The 25608-nt window shown below is 60.9% G+C and carries 20 protein-coding genes and 1 pseudogene; 1 reads left to right on the top strand and 20 read right to left on the bottom strand.

Features of this window, described 5'->3' with window-relative positions:
- Positions 1–12: 12 nt before the first annotated feature.
- From mdoH to hutC, 18 genes and pseudogenes are all read right to left on the bottom strand, one after another.
- Positions 13–2657 (bottom strand): annotated as a pseudogene (gene mdoH / locus HU759_RS02800) (glucans biosynthesis glucosyltransferase MdoH).
- Entirely contained in the window at positions 2650–4395 is a 1746-nt protein-coding gene (locus HU759_RS02795; protein WP_026013804.1) for a glucan biosynthesis protein G, read from the bottom strand. The pseudogene mdoH and the gene HU759_RS02795 overlap by 8 nt, the downstream one beginning before the upstream one ends.
- 266 nt (positions 4396–4661) lie before the next feature.
- Complete coding sequence (gene dtd / locus HU759_RS02790) at positions 4662–5099, bottom strand: D-aminoacyl-tRNA deacylase (protein WP_017138603.1); 438 nt, start codon at positions 5097–5099, stop codon at positions 4662–4664.
- Complete coding sequence (gene pip, locus HU759_RS02785; protein ID WP_017138604.1) at positions 5096–6067, bottom strand: prolyl aminopeptidase; 972 nt, start codon at positions 6065–6067, stop codon at positions 5096–5098. The genes dtd and pip overlap by 4 nt, the downstream gene beginning before the upstream one ends.
- 104 nt (positions 6068–6171) lie before the next feature.
- On the bottom strand, positions 6172–7101 hold the full coding sequence (locus HU759_RS02780) for an alpha/beta hydrolase (protein WP_186617955.1): 930 nt from the start codon (positions 7099–7101) through the stop codon (positions 6172–6174).
- A 154-nt stretch (positions 7102–7255) separates the two neighbouring features.
- Entirely contained in the window at positions 7256–8191 is a 936-nt protein-coding gene (locus tag HU759_RS02775; RefSeq protein ID WP_186617956.1) for a choline ABC transporter substrate-binding protein, read from the bottom strand.
- Positions 8192–8407: 216 nt separating this feature from the next.
- Positions 8408–9208, bottom strand: coding sequence for an N-formylglutamate deformylase (hutG, locus tag HU759_RS02770; RefSeq protein ID WP_017138607.1), 801 nt, complete (start codon positions 9206–9208; stop codon positions 8408–8410).
- Between the two features lie 11 nt (positions 9209–9219).
- Entirely contained in the window at positions 9220–10425 is a 1206-nt protein-coding gene (gene hutI / locus HU759_RS02765; RefSeq protein WP_186617957.1) for an imidazolonepropionase, read from the bottom strand.
- Between the two features lie 15 nt (positions 10426–10440).
- Complete coding sequence (locus tag HU759_RS02760) at positions 10441–11850, bottom strand: amino acid permease (protein ID WP_169986613.1); 1410 nt, start codon at positions 11848–11850, stop codon at positions 10441–10443.
- A 220-nt stretch (positions 11851–12070) separates the two neighbouring features.
- Positions 12071–13609, bottom strand: coding sequence for a histidine ammonia-lyase (gene hutH, locus HU759_RS02755; RefSeq protein WP_017138610.1), 1539 nt, complete (start codon positions 13607–13609; stop codon positions 12071–12073).
- A 31-nt stretch (positions 13610–13640) separates the two neighbouring features.
- Positions 13641–15164: a histidine ammonia-lyase gene (hutH, locus tag HU759_RS02750; protein ID WP_186617958.1), complete on the bottom strand. Its 1524-nt coding sequence runs from the start codon at positions 15162–15164 to the stop codon at positions 13641–13643.
- Between the two features lie 136 nt (positions 15165–15300).
- Positions 15301–16125 carry a glycine betaine/L-proline ABC transporter ATP-binding protein gene (locus HU759_RS02745; protein WP_017138612.1) on the bottom strand — a complete coding sequence of 275 codons (825 nt, stop codon included), beginning with the start codon at positions 16123–16125 and terminating at the stop codon, positions 15301–15303.
- Entirely contained in the window at positions 16122–16973 is an 852-nt protein-coding gene (locus HU759_RS02740) for a proline/glycine betaine ABC transporter permease (protein ID WP_017138613.1), read from the bottom strand. Before HU759_RS02740 ends, HU759_RS02745 begins: the two co-directional genes overlap by 4 nt.
- 72 nt (positions 16974–17045) lie before the next feature.
- Positions 17046–18011: an ABC transporter substrate-binding protein gene (locus HU759_RS02735; RefSeq protein ID WP_186617959.1), complete on the bottom strand. Its 966-nt coding sequence runs from the start codon at positions 18009–18011 to the stop codon at positions 17046–17048.
- Positions 18012–18080: 69 nt separating this feature from the next.
- The gene (locus tag HU759_RS02730; protein WP_099549490.1) at positions 18081–19526 is read right to left on the bottom strand and encodes a cytosine permease; all 1446 of its coding nucleotides are present in this window, start codon (positions 19524–19526) and stop codon (positions 18081–18083) included.
- Between the two features lie 170 nt (positions 19527–19696).
- Complete coding sequence (gene hutU / locus HU759_RS02725; RefSeq protein WP_176991718.1) at positions 19697–21400, bottom strand: urocanate hydratase; 1704 nt, start codon at positions 21398–21400, stop codon at positions 19697–19699.
- A 323-nt stretch (positions 21401–21723) separates the two neighbouring features.
- Positions 21724–22284, bottom strand: coding sequence for a HutD family protein (locus tag HU759_RS02720; protein ID WP_176991717.1), 561 nt, complete (start codon positions 22282–22284; stop codon positions 21724–21726).
- The gene (hutC, locus tag HU759_RS02715) at positions 22281–23060 is read right to left on the bottom strand and encodes a histidine utilization repressor (protein ID WP_169986618.1); all 780 of its coding nucleotides are present in this window, start codon (positions 23058–23060) and stop codon (positions 22281–22283) included. Before hutC ends, HU759_RS02720 begins: the two co-directional genes overlap by 4 nt.
- Before the next feature lie 78 nt (positions 23061–23138).
- Here hutC and HU759_RS02710 point away from each other — a divergent pair, with 78 nt between their 5' ends.
- A complete protein-coding gene (locus HU759_RS02710) occupies positions 23139–24503 on the top strand; it encodes a formimidoylglutamate deiminase (RefSeq protein WP_186617960.1) in 1365 nt (454 codons plus the stop codon).
- Positions 24504–24646: 143 nt separating this feature from the next.
- On the opposite strand, the gene HU759_RS02705 is transcribed toward HU759_RS02710, so the two are convergent.
- Together HU759_RS02705 and HU759_RS02700 are read right to left on the bottom strand one after the other, a co-directional pair.
- Positions 24647–25216, bottom strand: coding sequence for a lipocalin family protein (locus HU759_RS02705; protein ID WP_017138620.1), 570 nt, complete (start codon positions 25214–25216; stop codon positions 24647–24649).
- Positions 25217–25246: 30 nt separating this feature from the next.
- Entirely contained in the window at positions 25247–25501 is a 255-nt protein-coding gene (locus tag HU759_RS02700) for a hypothetical protein (RefSeq protein ID WP_017138621.1), read from the bottom strand.
- Positions 25502–25608: the final 107 nt, after the last annotated feature.

Below are 25608 nucleotides of genomic sequence, written 5' to 3'. Positions count from 1 at the left end.
GGGTTAGCGTTATCAAGAAGATGTTCTAAACGCTGTAGGACCAGCGCATCTAACGCCCCCGAGGTGAGCCCTCGGGGGCGTCGGAATCAGGCCGGTTGGGCCTGGGAAGACAGCGGTTGCAGCGGCAGCAATGGCGCGTGCGGATCAGCCTTGACCGAAGCACGCCAGGCACCGAGCCACTCGGCGTGACCTTCAGTCCACACTTGCTGATGCAGGCGAGCCAAGGCTACCGGGTCGCTGAGCAATGCCAGGCGCTCGCCGTTGTTGAGGCCGGCGGGGCCGACTTTCAGCGCGTGGCGCACACGTTCCTGACGCAAGTGCTCGATGGGCTCCGCCTCACGGTGACGCGAGGTCGCCAGGGCACAGGCCAGTGCGTTTTGCTGCGGGTCGACCACCGAGCGCACAAACCCGTCATTGAGGGCGTGCCAACGGTTTTCGTGGGTGTATTGCTCGGTCGACAGCAAAGCTTGCGGCGGGTTGTATTCCTCTGGGATCAGGAACAGGCTCTCGTCGCGAGACTTGAGGCCCAGCTTGACCCGACTGGAGATCACCGACACCGGAATCGACAGCATCAGCGAGCCGACGATCGGAATCAGCCACCACAGGAAGCTTGGGTTCAACCACACCACCAACAGTGCCCACAGAAAGCCCAGCAGGGTCTGTGGACCGTGGCGCTTGACTGCCTCGCTCCATGGCGTGGAGTCGTCGTCACGCTGCGGCGAGTTCCAGGTCGCAGCCCAGCCCAGGAACGCGGCGAGCACGAAACGGGTGTGGAAGATCATGCGCACCGGCGCCAGCAGCATGGAGAACAGCATCTCCAGCAGCATCGACAAGGTCACCTTGAACTTGCCACCGAACTCTTTCGCGCCCTTGGCCCAGATCAGGATGATGCTGAGCAATTTAGGCAGGAACAACAGCACGATGGTGGTGGAGAACAGCGCCACCGCCTTGTCCGGGTGCCATTGTGGCCACAGCGGGTACAGCTGGCGTGGCGCCATGAAGTACTGCGGCTCCATCAAGGTGTTCACCGCCAGCAACGCCGTCGACAGCACCAGGAAGAAGAACCACAACGGCGCCGACAGGTAGGACATCACGCCGGTCAGGAACACCGCACGGTGCACCGGGTGCATGCCTTTGACCAGGAACAGGCGGAAGTTCATCAGGTTGCCGTGGCACCAGCGACGGTCACGCTTGAGTTCATCCAGCAGGTTCGGCGGCAGTTCTTCGTAGCTGCCCGGCAGGTCATAAGCAATCCACACGCCCCAGCCGGCACGGCGCATCAGCGCGGCTTCAACGAAGTCGTGGGAGAGGATCGCACCGGCAAACGCGCCTTTACCCGGCAACGGCGCCAGGGCGCAGTGCTCGATAAACGGCTTCATACGAATGATGGCGTTGTGACCCCAGTAGTGGGATTCACCCAACTGCCAGAAGTGCAGGCCAGCGGTAAACAGCGGGCCATAAACACGGGTGGCGAACTGCTGCATGCGCGCATACAGGGTGTCCATGCCCGACGCACGTGGCGCGGTCTGGATGATCCCGGCATCCGGCGTGGCTTCCATCAAGCGCACCAGGCTGGTGAGGCATTCACCACTCATCACGCTGTCGGCGTCGAGCACCACCATGTACTTGTATTCACCGCCCCAGCGACGGCAGAAGTCGTCGAGGTTGCCGCTCTTGCGCTTTACGCGACGGCGACGGCGGCGATAGAAGATCTTGCCGAAACCACCGGCTTCGCGGCACACATCAAGCCAGGCTTGCTGTTCAGCGATGCAGATATCGGCTTCGTTACTGTCGCTGAGCACGAAGAAATCGAAACGGTCCAGGTCGCCAGTGGCGGCTACCGATTCGAAAGTAGCGCGCAGGCCGGCAAATACCCGGGGCACGTCTTCGTTGCAGATCGGCATCACCAGCGCGGTGCGGGCATCCTTTGGAATCGGCTCGTCACCAGCACTTTTACCGGAGATCCGGTATTTATCGTGGCCGGTCAGCAGCTCCAGGAAGCCCATCAGCGCGGTCCAGAAACCGGCCGAGACCCAGCAGAACAGAATCCCGAACATGATCAGGATGCTGGTTTGCAAGGCGTAAGGCAGCACCTGGGTGGCCGTTTGCAGCAGGGTCTGGTTGCGGATTTCGTCGAAGTCGACCAGCGACCAGCCCTGGTACGGCATGATGCCTTTCATGTACCAGCCGGCCACAATGGTCTGGCCGAGCATCAGCACCAGCAGGATATAGCGACGGATCGAACCCACGGTACGCCAGCGTGCTGCCGGCAATACGCGCTCATCCTTCGGCGGGGCCGGAGGGTTGGTGCGACCGGTCATCCGGCGCCAACCACGCACCAGGATATTGGTACGCCATGGCTCCGGCACCACTTTGGTCCGACGGATCGGCGGCGTGGCCTTCAGGCAAACCCGGCCGTTGGCGTCAAGCGCCAGCATCTCGGCGTCTTGCAGCTCTTCGGCGGTATTGAGCGTCAACCGGCGGCCGACCGAGGCTTGGGCGGCCTCGGTGGGTGCGTCGAAAGTCTTTGACGACAAGCGTTCGTGCAGCTCGCTGAAGGAGGTGCAGCCCGCCAGTTCGGCGCGCTGCTCTGCGGTCATCGGGAGGTGCGCCAGGTACTCGGACAGGGTCTCTGGCGTGGCTTGAGAATTACTCATCGGCAGGCAACTGATAGCTCCAGGTTTCGGTCAGGACGTGTTCGGTCTTTTCCGGCTCCGGATTGGCGGGGGCAGCCTCTGGCTGCTTGGCGTCCTTGTCTTTCGCTTCCTTGGCGTCTTTCCTGGCCTGTTTTTCGTGTTGCTTGGCCAGCAGCTTGTCGGCCTTGAGCACCTGGGTCGAAACCTTCTCAGGCTCAGGCTTCACGATGTCTTCGACCAGCGCGGCACGCATTTCGGTAGGCTTGCCTGCGTCCTTGATCTTCATGCGCAGGGTCAGGCGCCAGCCTTTGGTGTGCTCGTTGTAGCGCACGCTGTTTTCAACGATTTCGGCGTTGTCGCCCACGCTCACCTGGCTACGTACTGGCGCATCCGGTGGCAGGTTCTTCAGGGACGGGCCTTCGAAGTCCACCAGGTAGGCCACACTGCCGTCAGGCTGGCGGATCAGGTTGGATTGCTTCACGTCACCGGTGGAGCGCAAGGTCTGCTTGACCCAGGCGCTGTCGGCCGGGTGCAGGTCTTTCTCGTCCATGGTCCAGTGCAGGCGGTAGCTGACGTCCAGCGGCTCGCCGACTTTCGGCAGCTCGGCCGGGCTCCAGAACGCAACGATGTTGTCGTTGGTTTCGTCGGCGGTCGGAATCTCTACCAGGTCGACAGAACCCTTGCCCCAGTCGCCTTCAGGTTCGATCCAGGCGCTTGGGCGCTTGTCGTAGTTGTCGTCCAGGTCTTCGTAGTGGCTGAAGTCGCGGCCACGTTGCAGCAGGCCGAAACCACGCGGGTTTTCAACGGCGAAGTTGCTGACCGACAGGTGTTTAGGGTTGTTCAGAGGGCGCCAGATCCACTCGCCATTGCCGGCATGGATCGACAGGCCGCTGGAATCGTGCAATTCACGACGGTAGTTGAGCACCTTGGACGGCTGGTTTGCGCCGAACAAGTACATGCTGGTCAGCGGGGCGATGCCCAGCTTGCTGACCTTGTCACGCAGGAACATCTGGGATTTGACGTCGACAATGGTGTCGGTGCCCGGGCGCAGGGTCAGGCGATAGGCGCCGGTTGCGCGTGGCGAGTCCAGCAGGGCGAAGATCACCAGCTGTTTCTCGCCCGGTTTTGGGCGCTCAATCCAGAACTCGGTGAAACGCGGGAATTCTTCACCGGACGGCAATGCAGTGTCGATCGCCATGCCACGGGCCGACAGGCCATAGGCCTGGCCTTTGCCGACGACGCGGAAGTAGCTGGCGCCGAGCATGGTCATGATTTCGTCTTGCTTGTCGGCCTTGTTGATCGGGTACAGCACACGGAAACCGGCATAACCCAGCTGTTCGGTGGCTTTAGGATCAAATTTCACGTCGCCGAAATCGAAACGATTTGGGTCGTACTTGATTTCCTGGACGCTGTCGGCGGTCACTTCGTTGATTTTCACCGGCGTGTCAAAGTGCATGCCCTGGTGATAGAAGGACAGCTTGAATGGCGTGTTCTGATCGGCCCACTCGGCTTTTTCGTTGCGGAAACGAATCTTCTGATAGTCCGCGAATTTCATTTCGCGAAATTCGTTCGGCAGATTGCTGCGCGGAGCTTCGTATTTCTGCCCGGCCAGCTCTTTTGCCTTGGCCGACACATCATCCAGACTGAATGCCCACAGTTGACCCGCCCCGAACAGGCAAAACAGGGCAGAGCCCGTTACCAGTGCGTTTCGTAACCGTTTGGCAGACAATTTTGGTGCATTACAGGGACTAACAATCACGAGCAACCCTCGCCGAAAACAGATCAAAAAACCAACGGCCAGCTATCTATATGCCAGGTTGGCGAGCATTGTTCCGACTCCTCTGGGTCAAAATGATTCCCCAAAGGCCGTCGGACAAGTCTCTACCTAAGTCAAAAATGGACCAATTTACGCTGATCCCCATAGCGCGCGATTATCTAGTAGCCCGCGAAACAACGCATCAGGGACAACGAAGTATTTGTAGCGAAACCCTGCGTTTTTAGGCATTAAAGTCGTTTTTAATACATTCATGTCTGTAAGAGGAAGGTCACAGGGCCATCATTGACCAAATGCACCTGCATATCAGCGCCAAAACGCCCCGATGCCACCTTGCCATGCAATTGTTGCGCTTGTAACAACAAGTGTTCAAAAAGCGCGGCTCCCAGGGCCGGTGGGGCCGCTGTGGAGAAGCTGGGCCGCAACCCGCTTTTGGTGTCCGCCGCCAGAGTGAACTGCGATACCAGCAGCAAACCACCGCCAATGTCCTTCAAGGACAGGTTCATCTTGCCCTCATCGTCGCTGAACACCCGATAGTTAAGCAGCTTGTGCAACAGTTTGTCGGCACTCTCGGGCGTATCTGAAGGTTCCACGGCGACCAGCACCAGTAATCCCTGGTCTATCGAGCCTACGACTTCACCCGCCACCTCGACCCGGGCGCCACGCACCCGTTGCAACAGGCCCTTCATGCTTCTTCTGGCGGCAGATCAAGCAGGCGCCGTGCCATCTCGCCGGTCGCACGCACCAACGCATCGGTGATGCCCGGCTCGGATGCCGCATGGCCAGCCTCGCGAATCACCTGCAGCTCACTGTTGGGCCAGGCCTGATGCAGCTCCCAGGCGTTGTCCAGCGGGCAGATCATATCGTAGCGGCCATGGATGATGACCCCAGGCAGATGGGCGATCTTGTGCATATCGCGAATCAGCTGGTTGGGCTCCAGGAAAGAGTTATTGGTGAAGTAGTGGCACTCGATACGCGCAATCGACAGGGCGCGCTGCGGCTCGGAAAAACGCTCGACGTGCTGCGGGCTCGGGCACAGGCCGAGCATGCGCCCTTCCCAACCGGACCAGGCTTTGGCTGCGTGCATCTGGGCGATCTGGTCGTTGCCGGTGAGGCGCTTGTGGTAGGCGGCAACCATGTCGTGGCGCTCGTCCGCCGGGATCGGGGCAAGGTAGTCCTGCCAGTAATCCGGGAACATGCGGCTCGCGCCTTCCTGGTAGAACCAGTGAATATCCTGCGGGCGGGCCAGGAAGATGCCGCGCAGGATCAAACCATGCACACGCTCAGGGTGGCTTTGCGCATAGGCCAGCGACAGGGTCGAGCCCCAGGAACCACCAAACAGCACCCATTTGTCGATGCCCAGGTGTTCGCGGATGCGCTCGAGGTCGGCGACCAGATCCCAGGTGGTGTTGTTTTCAAGACTCGCGCGCGGCGTGGAACGCCCGCAGCCACGCTGGTCGAAGGTAACGATGCGGTACAGGTTCGGGTCGAAATAGCAGCGGCTCTGGGCATCGCAACCGGAGCCGGGGCCGCCATGGATGAAGACGACAGGCAAACCTTCGGGGGAGCCACTTTCATCGACGTACAGCGTGTGGGTGTCATCGACTGCCAGATCGTGCCGGGCGTAGGGTTTGATCTGCGGGTACCAAGTCTGCATTGCGCGCTCCATAGGGTGTCGGGTTCATCCCTGAGGGGACGTCTATTATTCTTGCCGTCTGGCATCATAAACCCGAATTGTGCAATGAGCATGTCCTTGAATACTTAGACCTGTGTCAGCCCTTCGCTCCTGAGGTAATGCAGCAGATAGTTATAAAGCTGATCCACCTCCGGGGCTTGGCCGCGTGCGCGCAAGCAACCGTGAACCAGACCTTTGCCGGGATACAGCACGGCGGGCACATCCGCCTGTTGCAGCCGTTCGGCATAGAGCATGCCGTCATCGCGCAACGGGTCGAACTGGGCCACGGCGATCAACGCCTTGGGCAAGCCGCCGAAATACTCGGCCAACAAAGGCATGGCATAGGCCGATGGCGTGCCCGCAGCATGCAGGTACATTGCCAGGTAGCAGTCGGTGTCGGCAGTACTGAGCAGCGGTGCGTCCATGCAGTCACGCCGCGAGGGCAAATCGGCAGGCCCGCCCAGGCCGGGGTAAATCAGCACCTGGGCCACGGGCAGCGGCTGGCCGTCGTCGCGCAGCCCCAGGCACAGCGCCGCCGCCAGATTGCCGCCCGCGCTGTCGCCCATCACCACCAGGCGTTGCAGGTTGATGGCGTGCGGCCCCTGCGCGGCCTGGATTGCCTGCCATACGGCGCGACAGTCTTGGTAGGCTGCCGGGAACGGGTACTCCGGCGCCAGACGGTAGTCGATGGCGATCACCAGGACCTGCAACGCGCTCGCCAGTTCGAAACAGATAAAGTCGTGGGAGTCCAACCCGCCGACCACCCAGCCGCCACCGTGCATATAAAGGAGACAGGGCCAGCCCTCCGTCGGCGCTGGCGCCGTGGGTAGGTAACTGCGCACGCCTACACCGCCCAGGGAAAAGTCCGACAGTTGCAGCCCTTCAGGCTTCGGTGGCGTGAAGGCCTGGCACATACGGTCGTAGTTATGGCGCAAGCCCGCCAGCGAAGAGTCGTCACTGGTGAAGGATTCGGTTTTGGCGATGAAGGCGGCAAGCTGCGCTGAAATCGGATACATGCTCAATATCCCTGAGAATGGAGATCTAAACGTGGGAGCTGGCTTGCCTGCGATAGCAGTGTGTCAGTCACCTCTTCATTCACTGATACACCGCTATCGCAGGCCAGTCGAATCGTCGCACCGCAGCTCCCGCATTTTTTGCCCGGCGGTGTTTTCAGGGTTTGAGGCTGGCCTGCACTGCCGCCACGCCATCGCTGCCATCAAACGCCTTGACCCCGGCCAACCAGCGCTGCAAATCCTCTGGGTGGTCACGCAACCATTGCCTGGCCACCTCCTGCGGCGACTGGCGCTCCATGATCGGCACCATCAACTGGCTTTCCTGGGCGGCGGTGAAGGTCAGGTTTGCCAGCAGGCGGTTGGCGTTGGGGCAGCGTTCGCCAAAGTCCGGCGCGGTGACGGTGGAAACCGTGGCGCGACCTTCGTCCGGGCCGAACACATCTTCACTGCCGGTGAGGTAGGCCATTTTCATATTGATGTTCATCGGGTGCGGGGTCCAGCCGACGAACACCACGAACTCCTTGCGGTTCACCGCTCGCTGCACCGCCGCGAGCATGCCGGCTTCACCGGAAGCTACCAGCTTGAAGCCACCGAGGCCGAAGTGATTGGTGTCGATCATCTTCTGGATATCGGTATTGGCACCGCTGCCCGGCTCGATGCCGTAGATCTTGCCGCCGAGTTTGTCCTTGAAGCGGGCGATGTCGGCAAACGTCTTCAGCCCGGCATCCGCCACGTATTGCGGCACGGCCAGGGTGGCTTGGGCGTCGGCGAGGCTGGGCGTGTCGAACACCTTGACCTGCTTAGCGGCCAGGAACGGCGCGATGTTGTTATCCATCGCCGGTTTCCAGTAGCCGAGGAAGATATCCAGGCGTTTGTCGCGAATGCCGGCAAAGATGATCTGCTGCACCGCGCTGGTCTGCTTGCTGTCGTAGCCCAGGCCATTGAGCAGCACGTCGGCCATGCCTGAGGTAGCGACGACGTCGGTCCAGCTGACCACGCCCATGCGGATGGTTTTACAGGATGCAGGTTCTGCGGCCATGGCGTTGGCGCTGATCAAAGCCACGCCGGTGAGGATCAACAACAGTCTTTTCATGGATGAGGTCTCACTGGGCAGCTTTTATTGTGGGAAGTGGCGTCTGGTGCGCCGTACCCACAACCTTACCCAGCGGAACCTGTGCTGACACGAACTGTGGCGACCGGCAGTTGCACTGGGGCGACCCGGAAGGCCCCATCGCAGGCAAGCCAGCTCCCACATTTTGATCTGTGAATACATCCAAATGTGGGAGCTGGCTTGCCTGCGATAGCGATATCAGCCGTAGCGCTTCTGCCCCCAGGCCAACAACCCTTCCAGCAACTGCTTCAACACAACCTGGGTCGGCGCAGCCAAATCAGGGCGATACCGGAACGGCTCAACCTCTTCCATATACGTGCTCTGGCACAGCTCCAACTGCACCGCATGAATATCCTGCGCCGGGTCGCCATAGTGGCGAGTGATATGCCCGCCCTTGAAGCGCCCGTTCAGCACATGGGTGAACTGCGGATGCTGAGCGCAGATGCCTTCCAGCTGGCTGGCCAGCTCGGGGTCACACGCCGCGCCGTTGAAGGTGCCGAGGTTGAAGTCCGGCAGCTTGCCGTCGAACAGGTGCGGGATTACCGAGCGGATCGAGTGCGCATCAAACAGCAAGGCGTAGCCGAACTCGGCCTTGAGGCGCGCCAGCTCTTCTTGCAGGGTGCGGTGGTACGGGCCCCAGATTTTTTGCAGGTAGGTTACGCGTTCTTCTTCGGACGGCACCTGCCCTTCACGGAACAACGGCACGCCATCGAACAGGGTCGCCGGGTACAGCCCGGTGGTGGCGCCGGCGTAGAGCGGTTTGTCGTCGGACGGCCGGTTCAGGTCAATCACAAACCGCGAGTACTCGGCCGACAAGGTGCTGGCGCCCAATGCCTCGGCAAAGTCATACAGCGTGGGGATGTGCCAGTCGGTGTCCGGCAGGCTTTGCGCCTCGGGGATCAGCCCGGCTTCGACCGCAGGCGTCAGGCGCAACCCCGCGTGGGGCATGCTGATCAGCAGCGGCACACGGCCTTGTTTGAAACTCAGAACCTTATCCACAACAACACTCCTCAGACGGTGACGTCGACGCCATGGCGCACGACGCGTTTATCCAGCTCGCCGCCCAGCCAGTAAGCCAGGTCGGCGGGGCGATCAATCTGCCAGGCGACGAAATCCGCGACCTTGCCCACTTCCAGCGAACCGTGGGTGTCACCCATGCCCAGCGCGGTGGCCGCATGTTGCGTGGCGCCGGCCAAGGCTTCTTCCGGGGTCATGCGGAACAGGGTGCAGGCCATGTTCAGCATCAGGCGTACCGACAGCGCCGGCGAGGTGCCGGGGTTGAGGTCACTGGCGATGGCGATTTTCACGCCGTGCTTGCGCAGCGCATCCATCGGCGGCAACTGGGTTTCACGCAGGAAGTAGAACGCGCCCGGCAGCAACACCGCGACAGTGCCGGACGCGGCCATGGCGATGGCGTCTTCTTCGGTCATGAACTCCAGGTGGTCCGCCGACAGTGCGTGGTAACGCGCCGCCAGGCTGGAGCCGTGCAAAGAGGACAACTGCTCGGCGTGCAGTTTCACCGGCAAGCCCAACTGCTGGGCGACCTTGAATACACGCTCCACTTGTTCGGTGGAAAACGCCAGGTACTCACAGAAGGCGTCTACCGCATCCACCAGCCCTTCGGCCGCGAGCGCCGGGAGCATCTCGGTGCAGATGTGGTCGATGTAGTCGTCAGCGCGATCCTTGTACTCCGGCGGCAGCGCGTGAGCCGCCAGGCACGTGGCGCGCACGCTCACCGGCAGCATCTGGCCAAGGCGCCGCGCAACCCGCAGCATCTTGCGCTCGTTGGCCAGGTCCAGGCCGTAGCCGGACTTGATCTCCACCGTGGTCACGCCGTCACGCAGCAAACTGCGCAGGCGCTTTTCAGCGCTGGCAAACAATTCATCTTCCGTGGCGGCACGGGTGGCGCGCACGGTGCTGGCAATACCGCCACCCTTGGCGGCGATTTCGGCGTAGCTCACGCCTTCAAGACGCTGCTCGAATTCACCGCTGCGATTGCCGCCGAACACCGTGTGGGTGTGGCAGTCGATCAGCCCGGGGGTGACCCACGCGCCTTGCAGGTCCTGCACCTGGGCGTAATCCGCCACTGGCGCCTGGCTGCGGGGGCCGATCCACTCGATCAGCGAACCCGCGGTGACCATGGCGGCATCCTCGATGATCGAGTATTTGCCCTGGGCCATAGTTGCGACGTGGCAGTGTTGCCAAAGCGTTTTCATCAACGCCTCCCTAAGTTATCGATGAGACAAAGCCGGGTCGTAATGGACCTTGGCCCCCTGCCCGGCAGCGGGCTTGACCCACAGCAGGTAGGCGAGGACCAGCAACACGATCCAGACGGCGCCGACCAGCAAAGCGGCCTGGGTGTCCGGGAAGTAACCCAGCACGCCAAACACGAACAGCATGAACACAATGGCGGCCGCTGGCGCGTAGGGCCAGAACGGTACCGGGAACTTCAGCTCAGCGACCTGCGCCTTGGTCATCGAACGACGCATCGCGACCTGAGTGAACAAAATCATCAACCACACCCACACGGTGGCGAAAGTGGCAATCGAGGCGATCAACAGGAACACGTTTTCCGGGATCAGGTAGTTGAGCACCACGCCGCCGAGCAACGACGCGCCCATTACCAGTACGGTCATCCACGGCACGCCTTGCTTGGACAGCTGCGCAAAACCCTTGGGCGCCTGCCCTTGCTGGGCCAGGCCATACATCATGCGGCCGGCGCCAAAAATGTCGCTGTTGATGGCCGAGACGGCGGCCGAGATCACCACGATATTGAGGATGGTCGCTGCCGAGCCGATGCCAAGGTTGCTGAAGATCTGCACGAACGGACTGCCCTGGCTGCCAATCTGTGGCCACGGGTAGATGGCCATCAGCACAAACAGGGTCAGCACGTAGAACAGCAGGATGCGCAGCGGCACCGCATTGATCGCCTTGGGGATCACGCGCTGCGGGTCTTTGGCTTCACCGGCCGTGATGCCGATGATTTCGATGCCGCCAAACGCAAACATCACCACCGCGAACGAGGCGATCAGGCCGCCAATGCCGTTAGGCATGAAGCCGCCGTGGGCCCACAGGTTGCTCAAGCCGCTGGCCTGGGTTTCGCCAGCAGAATGAATGCCAAACAGCATGATGCCAAAGCCGCCGAGGATCATCGCCACAATCGCGCCGACCTTGAGCAGCGACAGCCAGAACTCCATTTCGCCAAACACTTTGACGTTGCACAGGTTCAGGCCGCCGATCAAAAACACGATACCCAGCACCCAGACCCAACGCGCGACCTCGGGAAACCAGAAGCCCATGTAGATGCCAAAGGCGGTGACGTCGGCGAGGCAGACGATGATCATTTCAAATGCGTAGGTCCAGCCGAGCACAAACCCGGCCATAGGCCCCAGGTAGGTGCTGGCGTACTGGCCGAAGGAGCCTGACACCGGATTGTGCACGGCCATTTCACCGAGAGCACGCATCACCATGAACACGGCAGCGCCGCCGATCAGGTAGGCCAGCAGCACGGCAGGGCCGGCCATTTGGATGGCAGAGGCGGAACCATAGAACAACCCGGTGCCGATCGCGGAACCGAGTGCCATGAAGCGAATATGTCGGGCGCTCAACCCGCGTTTCAAACCCTTTTCTTGCTGGTGCATTTCTCGTCCCTATTATTTTTATGAGGAGAAGATCGTTCCCACGCTCCGCGTGGGAACACATCCTGTGACGCTCCGCGTCACGACTCTTAAAGCGGACGCGGAGCGTCCAGGGCAACATTCCCACGCAGAGCGTGGGAACGATCGTATGTCAGTCACACATGTTTCAACTGACAGATAGCTATCGCAGGCAAGCCAGCTCCCACACTGGGTTGCGTTGCGGTTACAAGCTCGGCAGGAGCTTGGCCGGCACCAGCTCATTCAGGCAGCGGCTGGCGAGCAGTTCGCTGGCGGCATTGATGTCCGGGGCAAAGAAGCGGTCCTTCTCATAAAACGCCACTTTGTCGCGCAGGATCCCGCGGGCTTTTTCCAGCTTGGTCGAAGTCTTCAAGCCATCGCGCAGGTCCAGGCCCTGGCATGCCGCCAGCCACTCAACCGCGAGTACACCACGGGTATTTTCAGCCATTTCCCACAAACGCTTGCCCGCAGCCGGAGCCATGGACACGTGGTCTTCCTGGTTGGCCGACGTCGGCAGGCTATCCACGCTATGGGGATGCGCCAGCGCCTTGTTCTCACTGGCGAGCGCCGCAGCGGTGACCTGGGCGATCATGAAACCGGAGTTCACCCCGCCATTGCCGACCAAAAACGGCGGCAGTTGCGACATGTGCTTGTCCATCATCAACGAGATACGACGCTCGCTCAGCGAGCCGATTTCGGCGATAGCCAGCGCCATGTTGTCGGCAGCCATGGCCACCGGCTCAGCGTGGAAGTTACCGCCGGAAATCACGTCGCCCTCGGCAGCAAATACCAGCGGGTTATCCGACACGGCGTTGGCCTCTACCACCAGCACGTCGGCAGCCTGGCGGAACTGGGTCAGGCAGGCGCCCATGACTTGCGGCTGGCAACGCAGGGAATACGGGTCTTGCACTTTGTCGCAGTTCTGGTGCGACTGGGACACCTGGCTGCTCTCGCCGAGCAGGTCGCGATAAGCCGCGGCCGCGTCGATCTGACCGCGCTGGCCACGGGCGGCATGGATACGTGCATCAAACGGCGAGCGCGAGCCCAATACCGCTTCCACGGTGAGTGCACCGCACGCCAACGCGCCGGCGAACAGGTCTTCGCCTTCGAACAGGCCGCGCAAGGCATAAGCGGTGGATACCTGGGTGCCGTTCAGCAGCGCCAGGCCTTCTTTGGCCGCCAGCGTCAGCGGCGTCAGGCCGGCAACTTTCAGCGCTTCGGTGGCTTCCAGCCATTCGCCCTTGTAGCGCGCCTTGCCTTCGCCCAGCAGCACCAGCGACATATGCGCCAATGGCGCCAAGTCGCCGGAAGCACCGACCGAACCTTTAAGCGGAATGTGCGGGTACACCTCGGCGTTGATCAGTGCGATCAGCGCGTCGATCACCTGGCGACGAATGCCGGAGAACCCACGGCTCAGGCTGTTGACCTTAAGCACCATGACCAGCCGCACCAGCGCATCGCTGATCGGCTCACCGACGCCGGCGGCGTGGGACAGCACCAGGGAACGCTGGAGGTTTTCCAGGTCTTCACTGGCAATGCGGGTCGAGGCCAGCAGGCCAAAACCGGTGTTGATGCCGTAGGCGGTGCGGTTCTCGGCGAGAATCTGCTCCACGCAGGCCACACTGGCTTCGATCTGCGCCGTGGCGCTGTCATCCAGAGTGAGGGTTACCGGCTGCTGGTAGATGGCTCGCAGTTGGGCAAGGCTCAGTTGGCCTGGAATCAAATTTAGCGCAGTCACATTCATGCTCCTTTGAATTGTTCTTTTGAATAAGTGTTTAGTGCAAATGGGGAATTGCTGAGCGCAGCAAAGCGGTGTCTTTGAGCAGCGCGGCGGTGGCGGCAATATCTGGCGCCAACCAACGGTCTTGTTCGTAAGGTGCGACCTTTTCGCGTAGCAGACGCCAGGCGCTGTCAGTACCCGCGCCGAAACGCTGGTCCTTCAAAAACTCGAACGCTTGGGCTGCCAGCAGGTACTCGATGGCGAGAATCTGCGTGACGTTGGCCAACAGCTGATGCAGCTTGAGCGCGGCATTGGTGCCCATGCTCAGGTGGTCTTCCTGCAGGCCCGAGGTAACGAAATTGTCGAGCACCGCCGGTTGCGCCAGTTGACGGTTTTGCCCGCACAGCGAGGCGGCGACGTACTGCACGATCATCATCCCGGAGTTGACCCCAGGGTTGCTGACCAGGAACGCCGGCAAACCACTGACGTGCGGGTTGATCAGGCGGTCGAGGCGACGCTCGGCCACCGAGCCGATTTCGGCCATGGCGATGGCGAGCATGTCGGCCGCCAGCGCCACAGACTGCCCATGCGGGTTGGCCTGGGACACCACGCGGTAGTTATCCGGCGTGCCGAGCACCAGCGGGTTGTCGGTGGCGCTGTTGAGTTCGGTCTCGATCTGGCGCGTGGCGTGTTCAACCTGATCACGCGCCGCACCGTGAATCTGCGGGATCGAGCGGATGCTCAGCGCGTCCTGGGTGCGGATGCCTTTGCTGCTGGCGATCACTTCACTGCCGTCAAGCAAGGCACGCAGGTTGATGCCGACTTGCTGCATGCCTGGGTGTGGCTTGAGGGCGATGATGGCTTCGTCGAAGGCGTCGATCTGACCACGCTGGGCTTCGAAACTCATGGCGCCGATCACGTCGGCCCATTGCAGCAGGTGATGCGCGTCGGCCAGGGCCAGGCAGCTCAGGCCGGTCATGCACGGCGTGCCATTGACCAGGCACAGGCCGTCTTTGGCGCCGAGCACCACAGGCTGTAAACCTTCGGCTTTTAAGGCGGCTTGCGCCGTCACGATCTGGCCGCGATAGCTCACATCGCCAACCCCGAGCAAGGCCACGCCAATGTGGGCCATGTGGGTCAGGTAGCCCACCGAGCCCTGGGACGGCACTTGCGGCGTGATGCCATGGTTGAGCAACGCCAGCAACGAATGCACCACCTGCGGGTGCAGGCCGGATTTGCCGTGGCTGTAGTTGATGATGGCTGCGCAGATAATCGCGCGGGTCTGTTCGTCGCTCAGCAGCGGGCCGACGCCACAGGCGTGGCTCAGCAGTGTGTTGCGCGACAACTGGCTGAGTTGTTCACCCTTGAGCGACACATTGCACAGCGCGCCCAGGCCGGTATTCACACCATAGGCGCGTTCGCCGCTGGTGACGATGCGTTGCACGATGGCCTGGGCATTGTCGATACGCGCCCAGGCGTGGCCCGAGAGTTCGAGCACGGCGCCGTGGCGGGCGACGGCGACCACGTCCTGCCAACGCATGGGGGCGTCGGCGATGATGATTTTTGTTGCCTGGGACATCTTCATACCTTCTTCAATGCTTGTGCAGCTTCACTGGCCCTATCGCAGGCAAGCCAGCTCCCACATTTGAAATGCATTCCCCTGTGGGAGCTGGCTTGCCTGCGATGGCGCCAGCCGGTTCGCCACAAGATCCGGATCAGACCACCGCCGCCCGGCGCTGAACAAACCGGTCCACATACTCATCCGCCGGCGAATGCAGAATCTCGCGCGGCGTGCCGACCTGGATCAGCTTGCCGTCCTTGAGAATCGCAATGCGGTTGCCAATGCGCACCGCCTCGTCGAGGTCGTGGGTGATGAACACGATGGTCTTGTGCAGGGTCTTTTGCAGCTCCAGCAACTGGTCCTGCATCTCGGCGCGGATCAGCGGGTCGAGGGCGCTGAAGGCTTCGTCCATCAGGATGATGTCGGTATCGGCTGCCAAGGCGCGGGCCAGGCCTACACGTTGGCGCATGCCACCGGAAAGCTGGTGCGGGTATTTGTTTTCGTAGCCTTTGAGGCCCACGGTTTCGATCCAGTGCAGCGCACGTTCGGCGCACACCTGCTTGGTTTCGCCGCGCACCTTGAGGCCGTAGGCGACGTTGTCGAGCACGCTCTTGTGGGGCAGCAGGCCGAAGCTCTGGAACACCATGCTGATCTTGTGGCGACGGAATTGGCGCAGGGCTTCCATGTCCAGTTGCAGGATGTCTTCGCCGTCCACCAGGATCGCGCCGCTGGTTGGATCGATCAGGCGGTTGAAGTGACGCACCAACGTGGACTTGCCCGAACCCGAAAGGCCCATGATCACAAAGATCTCGCCCGTGCCGATGCTCAGTGACAGGTCGTTCACGCCGACCACGCAACCGGTCTCGGCCAGTACCTGGTCCTTGGTCTTGCCCTGACCAACCATCGCCAGGGCTTCCTTGGAGCGGTTGCCGAAAATCTTGAAGACGTTTTTAACTTCAATTTTGCTGACAGTAGTCATTTGCTCGCCTCATGCCGTGGACGACCATAGGCCTGGGTAATGCGGTCGATGACCACTGCAAGAATCACAATCGCCAGCCCTGCTTCGAGGCCACGGCCGACGTTGAGGGTCTGGATGCCGACGAGCACGTCTTCACCCAGGCCTCGGGCGCCGATCATCGAGGCGATCACCACCATCGACAACGCCATCATGGTGGTCTGGTTGATACCGGCCATGATGCTCGGCAATGCCAGCGGCAGTTGCACGCCAAACAGTTGCTGCCAGCGGTTGGCACCGAAGGCGTTGATGGCTTCCATGACTTCGCCGTCGACCTGGCGAATGCCCAAGTCGGTGAGGCGAATCAACGGTGGCGCGGCGTAGATCACCGTGGCGAAAATCGCCGGCACCTTGCCCAGGCCAAACAGCATCAGCACCGGGATCAGGTACACAAAGCTGGGCATGGTTTGCATGATGTCGAGCAGCGGCATCAATACCGACCGCAGGCGATTGCTGCGTGCAGACAAAATGCCCAACGGAATGCCGATCAGCACCGAGATCACCGTGGCGACCATCATCAGTGCCAGGGTTTGCATGAGCTTGTCCCACAGGCCAACCGCACCCACCAGGAACAGCAGACCGACGATCACCGCCGTGGTCACCACCTTGCGGGTGGCATGCCAGGCGATGCCGCCGACAATGGCGAGCATCAGCCACCAGGGCGCTGCACGCAGCAAGCCTTCCAGGTTGACGATGGCCCATAACAGCGTGTCGGAGATGTGCCGGAACACATCGCCGTAGTTGGTGACCAGTGAGTCCACCCAACCGTTGACCCAGTCGGCGATGGAAAACGTAAAACTCTCAGGAAACATAGCGTGCTCTCGATCCAGTGGGTTGTGGCCGGGTGCCCGGCTGGCCCTTGAGGGTAGCCGGACACGCTTGACCTACAAGGCCGCGTCGATTTTCTTGGCTGCGTCGTCGCTCACCCATGCGTGCCAGACTTCAGGATGTTCCTTGAGGAAAATTTTCGCCAGTTTTGGCGACTCAATCCGCTCTTTGGCCATGCGACCGAGGTTCTGGTTAAGCAGGTCGATGGGCAGGTTGACCTTCTCCAGCACCGCCACGAGTTCCGGCGCTTGCTCGTGGAAGGTTTTGGACAGGCCGACCTTGATGCTCACGCTTTTATCCACACCGGGCTTTTCCTGCAGCTTGACCAGATCGACCTGGCCCATCAGCGGGGTTGGCGACCAGTAGTAGAACAGGATCGGCTCGCCACGCTTGTAGCTCGACAGCACGGCGGCATCCAGCGCCGGGCCGGTGCCAGGGCGGAAGTTGGTGTAGGTGCTTTCCAGGCCATAGCTTTTCAGCATTTCGCTGTTATCCAGCTCACAGGTCCAGCCGGCCGGGCAGTTGTAGAAGCGGCCCTTGGAGGGCTCTTCCTGGTCCTTGAATACCGAGGCGTATTTGGCCAGGTCGGCGATATTTTTCAGGTCTGGTGCCTTGGGTTCCAGCTTGCGCTTGGCGTCGCCTTCGATCACATAACGCGGCACATACCAGCCTTCCACGGCGCCGACCACCGGCGCACCAACACCGACAACTTTGCCGGCCTTCTCGGCCTTGTTCCAGACCTCGCTGCGGCCTACCCACTCTTCGGCGAAAACCTGGATGTCGTTGCTGCTCAGGGCGTTTTCCATGGTGATGGAGTTACCCGGCAAGCTATCGGTTTTGCAGCCGTAGCCTTTCTCCAGCACGGTTTGCAGGATGTCGGTGAGCAACATGCCGCTTTCCCAGTTCAGCCCGGCGAATTTCACCGGTTTGCCGGACTCGCACCAACCCGCCGCCTTGGCGCCGGCAGAGGCCAGCAAGCCTGCAGATAACACGGTGGCCAGCAAGGTTTTATTCATCTTCATTGTTGTGACGCTCCCAATCTTGAAATGGATTACGGCAGTCAGTAGGCGTCCTGCCCTGTCCACGTCCCATCAGGCCTGTGCAGCCAGCCCGTTTGTCGTTGGTGCAGCGCCCTGCTCTATTGGCAGGATCAGTTGATCGGGCACCGTGCCGTGCCATTTTTTCGCACATACGTAATACAAGGCCGCTGGCAGTACCAGGCCGATGATCCAGGAGATATCCACATCACCCAGCGCGGCAACCAAGGGGCCGGTGTAGAACTTGGTAGAGATGAACGGCAACTGCACCAGCACGCCGAACACATAGACGCTGATACCGAGCAGGTTCCAGCGACCGTAGCGGCCATTCGGGTCGGCCAAAGCCGGGACGTCATAGCGCTCGCGGGTGATGCAGTAGTAATCCACCAGGTTGATTGCACTCCACGGCGTAAAGAACGCCAGCAGAAACAGGATGAAAGACTTGAACGCACCGAGGAACGAGTGCTGGCCGAGCAACGCGATCAGGGTTGCAGTGCCGACAATCACCAGCACGAACACCAGACGCTGCAGGCGGGTGACCTCAAGGCGACCACGGAAGCCGCTGACGATGGTCGCAATGCACATGAAGCTGCCGTAGGAGTTCAGGGTAGAGATGGTGACCTTGCCGAACGCGATGCTGAAGTACAGCAGCGCAGCGGTGGCGCCTGTACCACTCAACCCAACGATGTAGGCGACTTCGTGACCGGCAAATTGCCCGTTGGACATGGCCGCGGCAAACACGCCAAGGACCATCGCCACCTGAGCGCCAATGACCGAACCTGCACCGGCGGCGAGAAAGGTTTTCAGCGAAGATGTCTTGCTTGGCAGGTAACGTGAATAGTCCGCCACGTAAGGGCCGAAGGCGATCTGCCAGGAGGCCGCGAGCGATACCGCAAGCAGGAAGCTGCTCCAGCTGAAGTGGCGGATCTGCAAAAGCGCGCCAACGTCGGTCTGGCTCATCAAACGACTGAACAGATAGACAAAGGCAATCACGCCAATGACGCTGGCGACACGCCCAATAAAGTGGATCACCCGGTAGCCCAGCACGGTGACCAGTACGATGACGCTGGCAAAAATCAGGATACCGACGCTGTCGCTGACCCCGAACAACTGGCCCAGTGCCTGCCCCGACAGCACAGTCCCGGTCGCGGTGAAACCGAGGTACATCAAACAGACCAGCACAATCGGGATGGCTGCACCGTAAACGCCGAACTGCACCCGGCTGGAGATCATCTGTGGCAGGCCAAGCTTTGGCCCTTGCGCCGCATGCAACGCCATGACGCCGCCGCCGATGAGTTGGCCGATCAACAGACCGATCAACGACCAGAACACATCACCGCCGAGCACCACGGCCAAGGCCCCGGTGACAATAGCGGTGATTTGCAGGTTGGCACCCATCCACAGGGTGAACTGGCTCAATAGACGACCGTGTCTTTCCGCTTCCGGGATGTAGTCGATCGAACGCCTTTCGATCAACGGTGTGGTGTCATTTGCAGCCATGTTGGTCAACCTCTGATGGATTGTTCTGGGTGTGCAGATTGCGGGTTCTACTGTGGGAGCTGGCTTGCCTGCGATGGCATCCCCTCGGTTCTGCCGAGAGACCGAGTCGCCCGCATCGCAGGCAAGCCAGCTCCCACACAAGCCAGCTCCCACAGGAACCAGGCCAGCCGTTATTTGATCATCGGCAGGTTCAGGCCCTGCTCCTTGGCGCAATCGATGGCGATCTGGTAACCGGCATCGGCGTGACGCATCACCCCGGTGGCCGGGTCGTTGTGCAGTACGCGGGCGATCCGCTCAGCCGCTTCATCGGTGCCGTCGCAGACGATCACCATGCCCGAGTGCTGGGAGAAGCCCATGCCCACGCCGCCGCCGTGGTGCAGCGAAACCCAGGTCGCGCCGCTCGCGGTGTTGAGCAAGGCGTTGAGCAGTGGCCAGTCGGACACGGCGTCGGAGCCGTCCTGCATGGCTTCGGTTTCGCGGTTGGGGCTTGCGACCGAGCCGGAGTCGAGGTGGTCACGGCCGATCACTACGGGTGCCGACAGCTCACCGCTGCGCACCATTTCGTTGAATGCCAGGCCGAGCTTGGCGCGTTGGCCCAGGCCAACCCAGCAGATACGTGCTGGCAGGCCCTGGAAGCTGATGCGTTCGCGCGCCATGTCCAGCCAGTTGTGCAGGTGCGCGTCGTCCGGGATCAGCTCTTTGACTTTGGCGTCGGTCTTGTAGATGTCTTGCGGGTCACCCGACAGCGCAGCCCAGCGGAACGGGCCGATGCCACGGCAGAACAGCGGGCGGATGTAGGCCGGTACGAAGCCTGGGAAGTCGAAGGCGTTTTCTACGCCTTCTTCCTGGGCCATCTGGCGGATATTGTTGCCGTAGTCGAAAGTCGGGATGCCTTGTTTCTGGAATTCCAGCATGGCTTTGACGTGCACGGCCATCGACTGCTTGGCGGCCTTGATCACGGCAGCCGGCTCGGTTTTGGCGCGGGCGCGGTATTCGTCCCAGGTCCAGCCGGCAGGCAGGTAACCATTGAGTGGGTCGTGGGCGCTGGTCTGGTCGGTGACCATGTCCGGGCGCACGCCGCGCTTGATCAGTTCCGGCAGGATTTCGGCCGCGTTACCCAAAAGGGCGATGGAGATGGCCTTGCCTTCCTTAGTGTATTTGGCGATGCGGGCCAGGGCGTCGTCGAGGTCGGTGGCTTGCTCGTCGACATAACGGCTGGCCAGACGGAAATCGATGCTGACCTGCTGGCACTCGATGTTCAGCGAGCAAGCGCCAGCCAGGGTCGCAGCCAACGGCTGAGCGCCGCCCATGCCGCCAAGGCCGGCGGTGAGGACCCAACGGCCGGTGAGGTCGCTGTTGTAGTGCTGGCGGCCGGCTTCGACGAAGGTTTCGTAGGTGCCCTGCACGATGCCCTGGCTGCCGATGTAGATCCAGCTGCCGGCGGTCATCTGGCCGTACATGGCCAGGCCCTTGGCATCCAGTTCGTTGAAGTGTTCCCAACTGGCCCAGTGCGGCACCAGGTTGGAGTTGGCGATCAGCACGCGCGGAGCGTTGCTGTGGGTCTTGAACACGCCGACCGGCTTGCCGGATTGCACCAGCAGGGTCTCGTCGTCATTCAGGTTGGTGAGGCTCTCGACGATCTGGTCGTAGCACTCCCAGTTGCGCGCCGCACGGCCGATACCGCCGTACACCACCAATTCTTTCGGGTTCTCGGCCACTTGCGGGTCGAGGTTGTTCATCAGCATGCGCAACGGTGCTTCAGTCAGCCAGCTTTTGGCGGTGAGCTTGTTACCGCGGGCGGCACGGATTTCGACGTCACGGAATTTAGTAGGCTTGGCTTTCGAAAAATCGGTCACAGCTGGACTCCTCGGCATGATGCGCGAACATTGATGGTGCGAAGGAGAGTCTTACGCACACATCTTTACTTGTATGTACAAGCATATGCAATCAAGCGGCCAACTTGGTGAGAGAGCGGGTGAGATTTTTTTGGGAGGTGCGTGAAAGCCTTGGAAATTGAGGCTCTGAGGCTTGGTGAATTTTCTTACAGAGGGAGTTTGCGGACGGGGACATTGTTCAGGACGGCCTGGCATTGCGCCAAGCTGGGGCGTTCGGTAACAAATTGGTGCGCGGCTGGAAACAGCTCTTATGAGCAATGAAAAGCAAATGTGGGAGCTGGCTTGCCTGCTCCCACAGTTTTTTAACCGCGTGCGGTCAGTTCGATTACGCAGCAGCGGCCGGTGACAGAAATATCCAGCAGGTCATTGTTACCGTCGATTTGCAGGCAATCGTGATGGCCGAGCTTTTCACCCAGCACCTTCACTTCATCCGCCACACTGAACACCAACACCGTGTGCGCCGTGCTGAAAAACCGCTGCACGCCGTCAATCCATTGCAACCGTGCGTGGTAACGCTCAGGCGAATAAATCAGGTTGAAATCGCGGATCGGCCCGGTGATCAAGCGGCAGGACACTTCACTTTCACCCTTGAACGCAAACGGCTGCAACGGTAACAGCCCGCGCTGTTCCTCGCCGTCTACGGTCAGGACCATACCCGCACCTTTGATCACGGTGATCACACGCTGGTAGCCGGCGAAGGTAGAAAACCCGCCCGACTCGGCAATATCGGCAATCGACAGGCGCCAGCCAAAGCCATCCAGGCCAGTGCCTGCGTCACGGGTGATTTCTTCGGTGCTGCCGCCGCCGTTTTTCCACGGCATGCGGATGTAATCGGTGGCGCGCCAGACTTTCACTGCACTCATTTACTGAAACGTCCTTCCAGGCTATGACGGGAACCGGGGTGGATCAAACGCGCGGCGGTGACCGGCTGGCGGCCGGACCAGGTGCGGCGGCGAATCAACAGGCAGGGCTCGCTCGGCTCGATCTGCAACAGCTTGCACTCGGCAGCGTCGGCGAGGATGGCTTCAACCACATGCTCGCCCTCGGTCAGTGGTGCGACCTGGTTGAGGTAGGCGTACGGCGTTTGCTGGGTGAAATCCTGTTGCAAGTATTCCGGCGCGACCAGAGCGTTGACGAAGCGGTCTTCGATTTGTACGGGAATGTCGTTTTCAAAGTGCACGATCAACGAGTGAAACACGCGGCCGCCTTCGCGCATTTCCAGGGCCACAGCACGTTCGGAGCCGGCGGCCTCTTCGCCCAGGTGAATAACCTGGCAGGTATGCCGATGACCGCGGGAGGCGATCTCATCGGCAATGTTGTGCACTTCAAACAGCGCCGACTGGCTCTTGGGCTCGGCGACGAAAGTGCCAACGCCCTGCATGCGCACCAGCAACCCTTCGGCGGTGAGCTCACGCAGGGCGCGGTTGATGGTCATGCGGCTGAAGCCTAACTGGCTGACCAGTTCGCTCTCGGACGGCACGCGGTAATGGGGCGGCCAGTTGCCGTTGAGAATCTGCTGGCTGATCATCTGTTTGACGCGGGCATACAAGGGCGCCGGACTTTCGTCCATGTGGGCAGCCAGCGAAGACTTGGCGGGCGGAGTCGGCACAGGGAATCCTTGCAGGGGGAAAAGATGCATAGATTGCCGGAGTTTACCGAGCAGGCAAACGTCTGTATATGTATATACAAATAAACACACGACCGGGGTGCCTTGATCATGTCCGCTTTCTTTGCCGAACGCGCGCTGCTGCCTAATGGATGGGCCAACGATGTACGCTTTGAAGTCAGCGCCGATGGCGTGCTGACCCAGGTTGAGCCCAATGCCAGCGCAGACAACGCCGAACGGCTCAGAGGCCCGGTTTTGGCGGGCATGCCCAACCTGCACTCCCATGCGTTCCAGCGCGCCATGGCCGGGTTGGCCGAAATGGCCGGCAACCCGAATGACAGCTTCTGGACCTGGCGCGACTTGATGTACCGCATGGTCGGCAAGATCACCCCGGAACAACTGCAGGTCATCGCCCGCCAGCTTTATATCGAGATGCTCAAGGCCGGTTACACCTCGGTGGCCGAGTTTCATTATGTGCACCACGACGTCAGCGGCCAGGCGTATACCGATCGCACGGAGCTGTCGCGGCAGATCAGCCAGGCGGCCGCCAACAGTGGGATTGGCCTGACATTGCTGCCAGTGCTCTACACCCATTCCGGCTTTGGTGGCCAGGCGCCGAATGAAGGCCAGCGGCGCTTTATCAACAGCACCGAAGATTACCTGGACCTGCAAGCACGCCTGAAGCCCATTCTGGCGGCGCAGCCAGCGCAGCAACTGGGCCTGTGTTTCCACTCATTGCGTGCCGTCACACCCGAACAGATCAATGAGGTGCTGGCCGCCAGCGACAAGGCTTGCCCGGTACACATCCACATCGCCGAGCAGCAAAAAGAAGTCGATGATTGCCTGGCCTGGAGCGGCAAACGCCCGCTGCAATGGCTGTATGACAATGTTGAAGTGGATGAACGTTGGTGCCTGGTACACGCCACCCATGCTGACGCCGATGAAGTCACGCGCATGGCCAAGAGCCGGGCAATCGCCGGCTTGTGCCTGACCACCGAAGCCAACCTGGGCGACGGGATTTTCCCGGCGGTGGATTTCCTCGCTCAAGGCGGGCGTATGGGTATCGGTTCCGACAGCCATGTGTCACTGAGCGTGGTGGAGGAGTTGCGTTGGCTCGAATATGGCCAGCGCCTGCGGGACCAGCGGCGCAACCGCCTGTATCGCAGTGATCAACCGATGGTTGGCCGCACATTGTTCGATGCTGCGCTGGACGGCGGCGCCCAAGCGTTGGGGCAGCCGATTGGTCGATTGGAAGTCGGCAAGCGGGCAGATTGGATTGTGCTGGATGGCAATGACCCGTACCTGGCGACGGCGACCGAGGATGGCATCCTCAATCGCTGGCTGTTCGCCGGTGGTGATCGCCAAGTGCGCGATGTGCTGGTCAACGGCAAATGGGTGGTGCGCGATGGGCATCATGCCGGCGAAGAAGAAAGCAGCCGGGCGTTCACCCAAGTTCTGAGGAATCTACTCGGCTAAAAAACAATGCAAAACAAATGTGGGAGCTGGCTTGCCTGCGATAGCATCACCTGGGTGTAACTGATACACCGAGGTGTCTGCATCGCAGGCAAGCCAGCTCCCACACAAGCCAGCTCCCACATTGGATTGAGGGTGACCTCAGGTTACTGCGAGGTCTTCGCCATCTGCTTGTCCGACGTGCGGAAGATCAGTCGCGTCGTGTCATACCCTTGCTGGCGCGCCCTGCTCAGCAGGTCTTCGCGGGTGTCGGCGCTCACCGTCGGTGTGCGCGACAAGATCCACATATAACGCCGGCTCGGGCTACCGACGATGGCGGTCTTGTAATCATCACTCACGTACAGCACCCAGTAATCGCCCTTGGCGACGCCTGGCAGCAACGCGGTGAACCAGTTATTGAATTCCACCCAGAGCTTGTCGGTCTTGCCCGGCACTTGCGGCGTGGCCGTGCCCTTGGCTTCTTCCCACTTCCACTCTGTGGTCAGGCAGCGGTTAAACACCGACATATCGCCATCCGGCAGCAGGGTGTAGCGAGCCTCGGACTGCGCGCAGTTACGCTGGAAGTACATCGGCAATCGGGCCAACTCATACCAGGTGCCCTGGTAACGCTTGAGGTTGACGTTGCTCGCGGTCTTGGGTTGCAGATCATCGCCAGAATGGCTGGCGCAGCCCGCCAAAAACAGACTGGCGCAAAGAAACAAAACAAAACGCATCATTCTTCTTCTCCCGCAGGCTCGCGCCCCGGTTTACTTCAGGCCTTGCCCGGAAAACATCAGAACTTTGTCACCGGCGTACTGCACGCTGATAAAGCTGTTTTTATCGCCCCACGTGCAACTGGACATGCCCAGCGCACCGGAACAATCGGTCGGCTTACCCAGCAACGACTCCACCTCGGCCTTGGCCATGCCAGCCGACAGCTTCGCGTAGTTTTCTTGATTGACCTTGCTGCACGCGGCTAACAGCACGCAAAAAGCCAGCAGGGAGAGACGGCGTAAAGACATGGAAAAGCTCCTGGAGAGACAAAGCAGCTGGGGTATCTGCCAGAAGCTTAGAAGGGAAAAGAGGTGTCTGGTTCCCGATGGGCAAAAACAAAAAAAACCCGAAAACG

The sequence above is a fragment of the Pseudomonas sp. OE 28.3 genome (genome assembly GCF_014268205.2).
Lineage (GTDB): Bacteria > Pseudomonadota > Gammaproteobacteria > Pseudomonadales > Pseudomonadaceae > Aquipseudomonas > Aquipseudomonas edaphica.
This window is presented reverse-complemented; position numbering and strand designations above follow the sequence as displayed.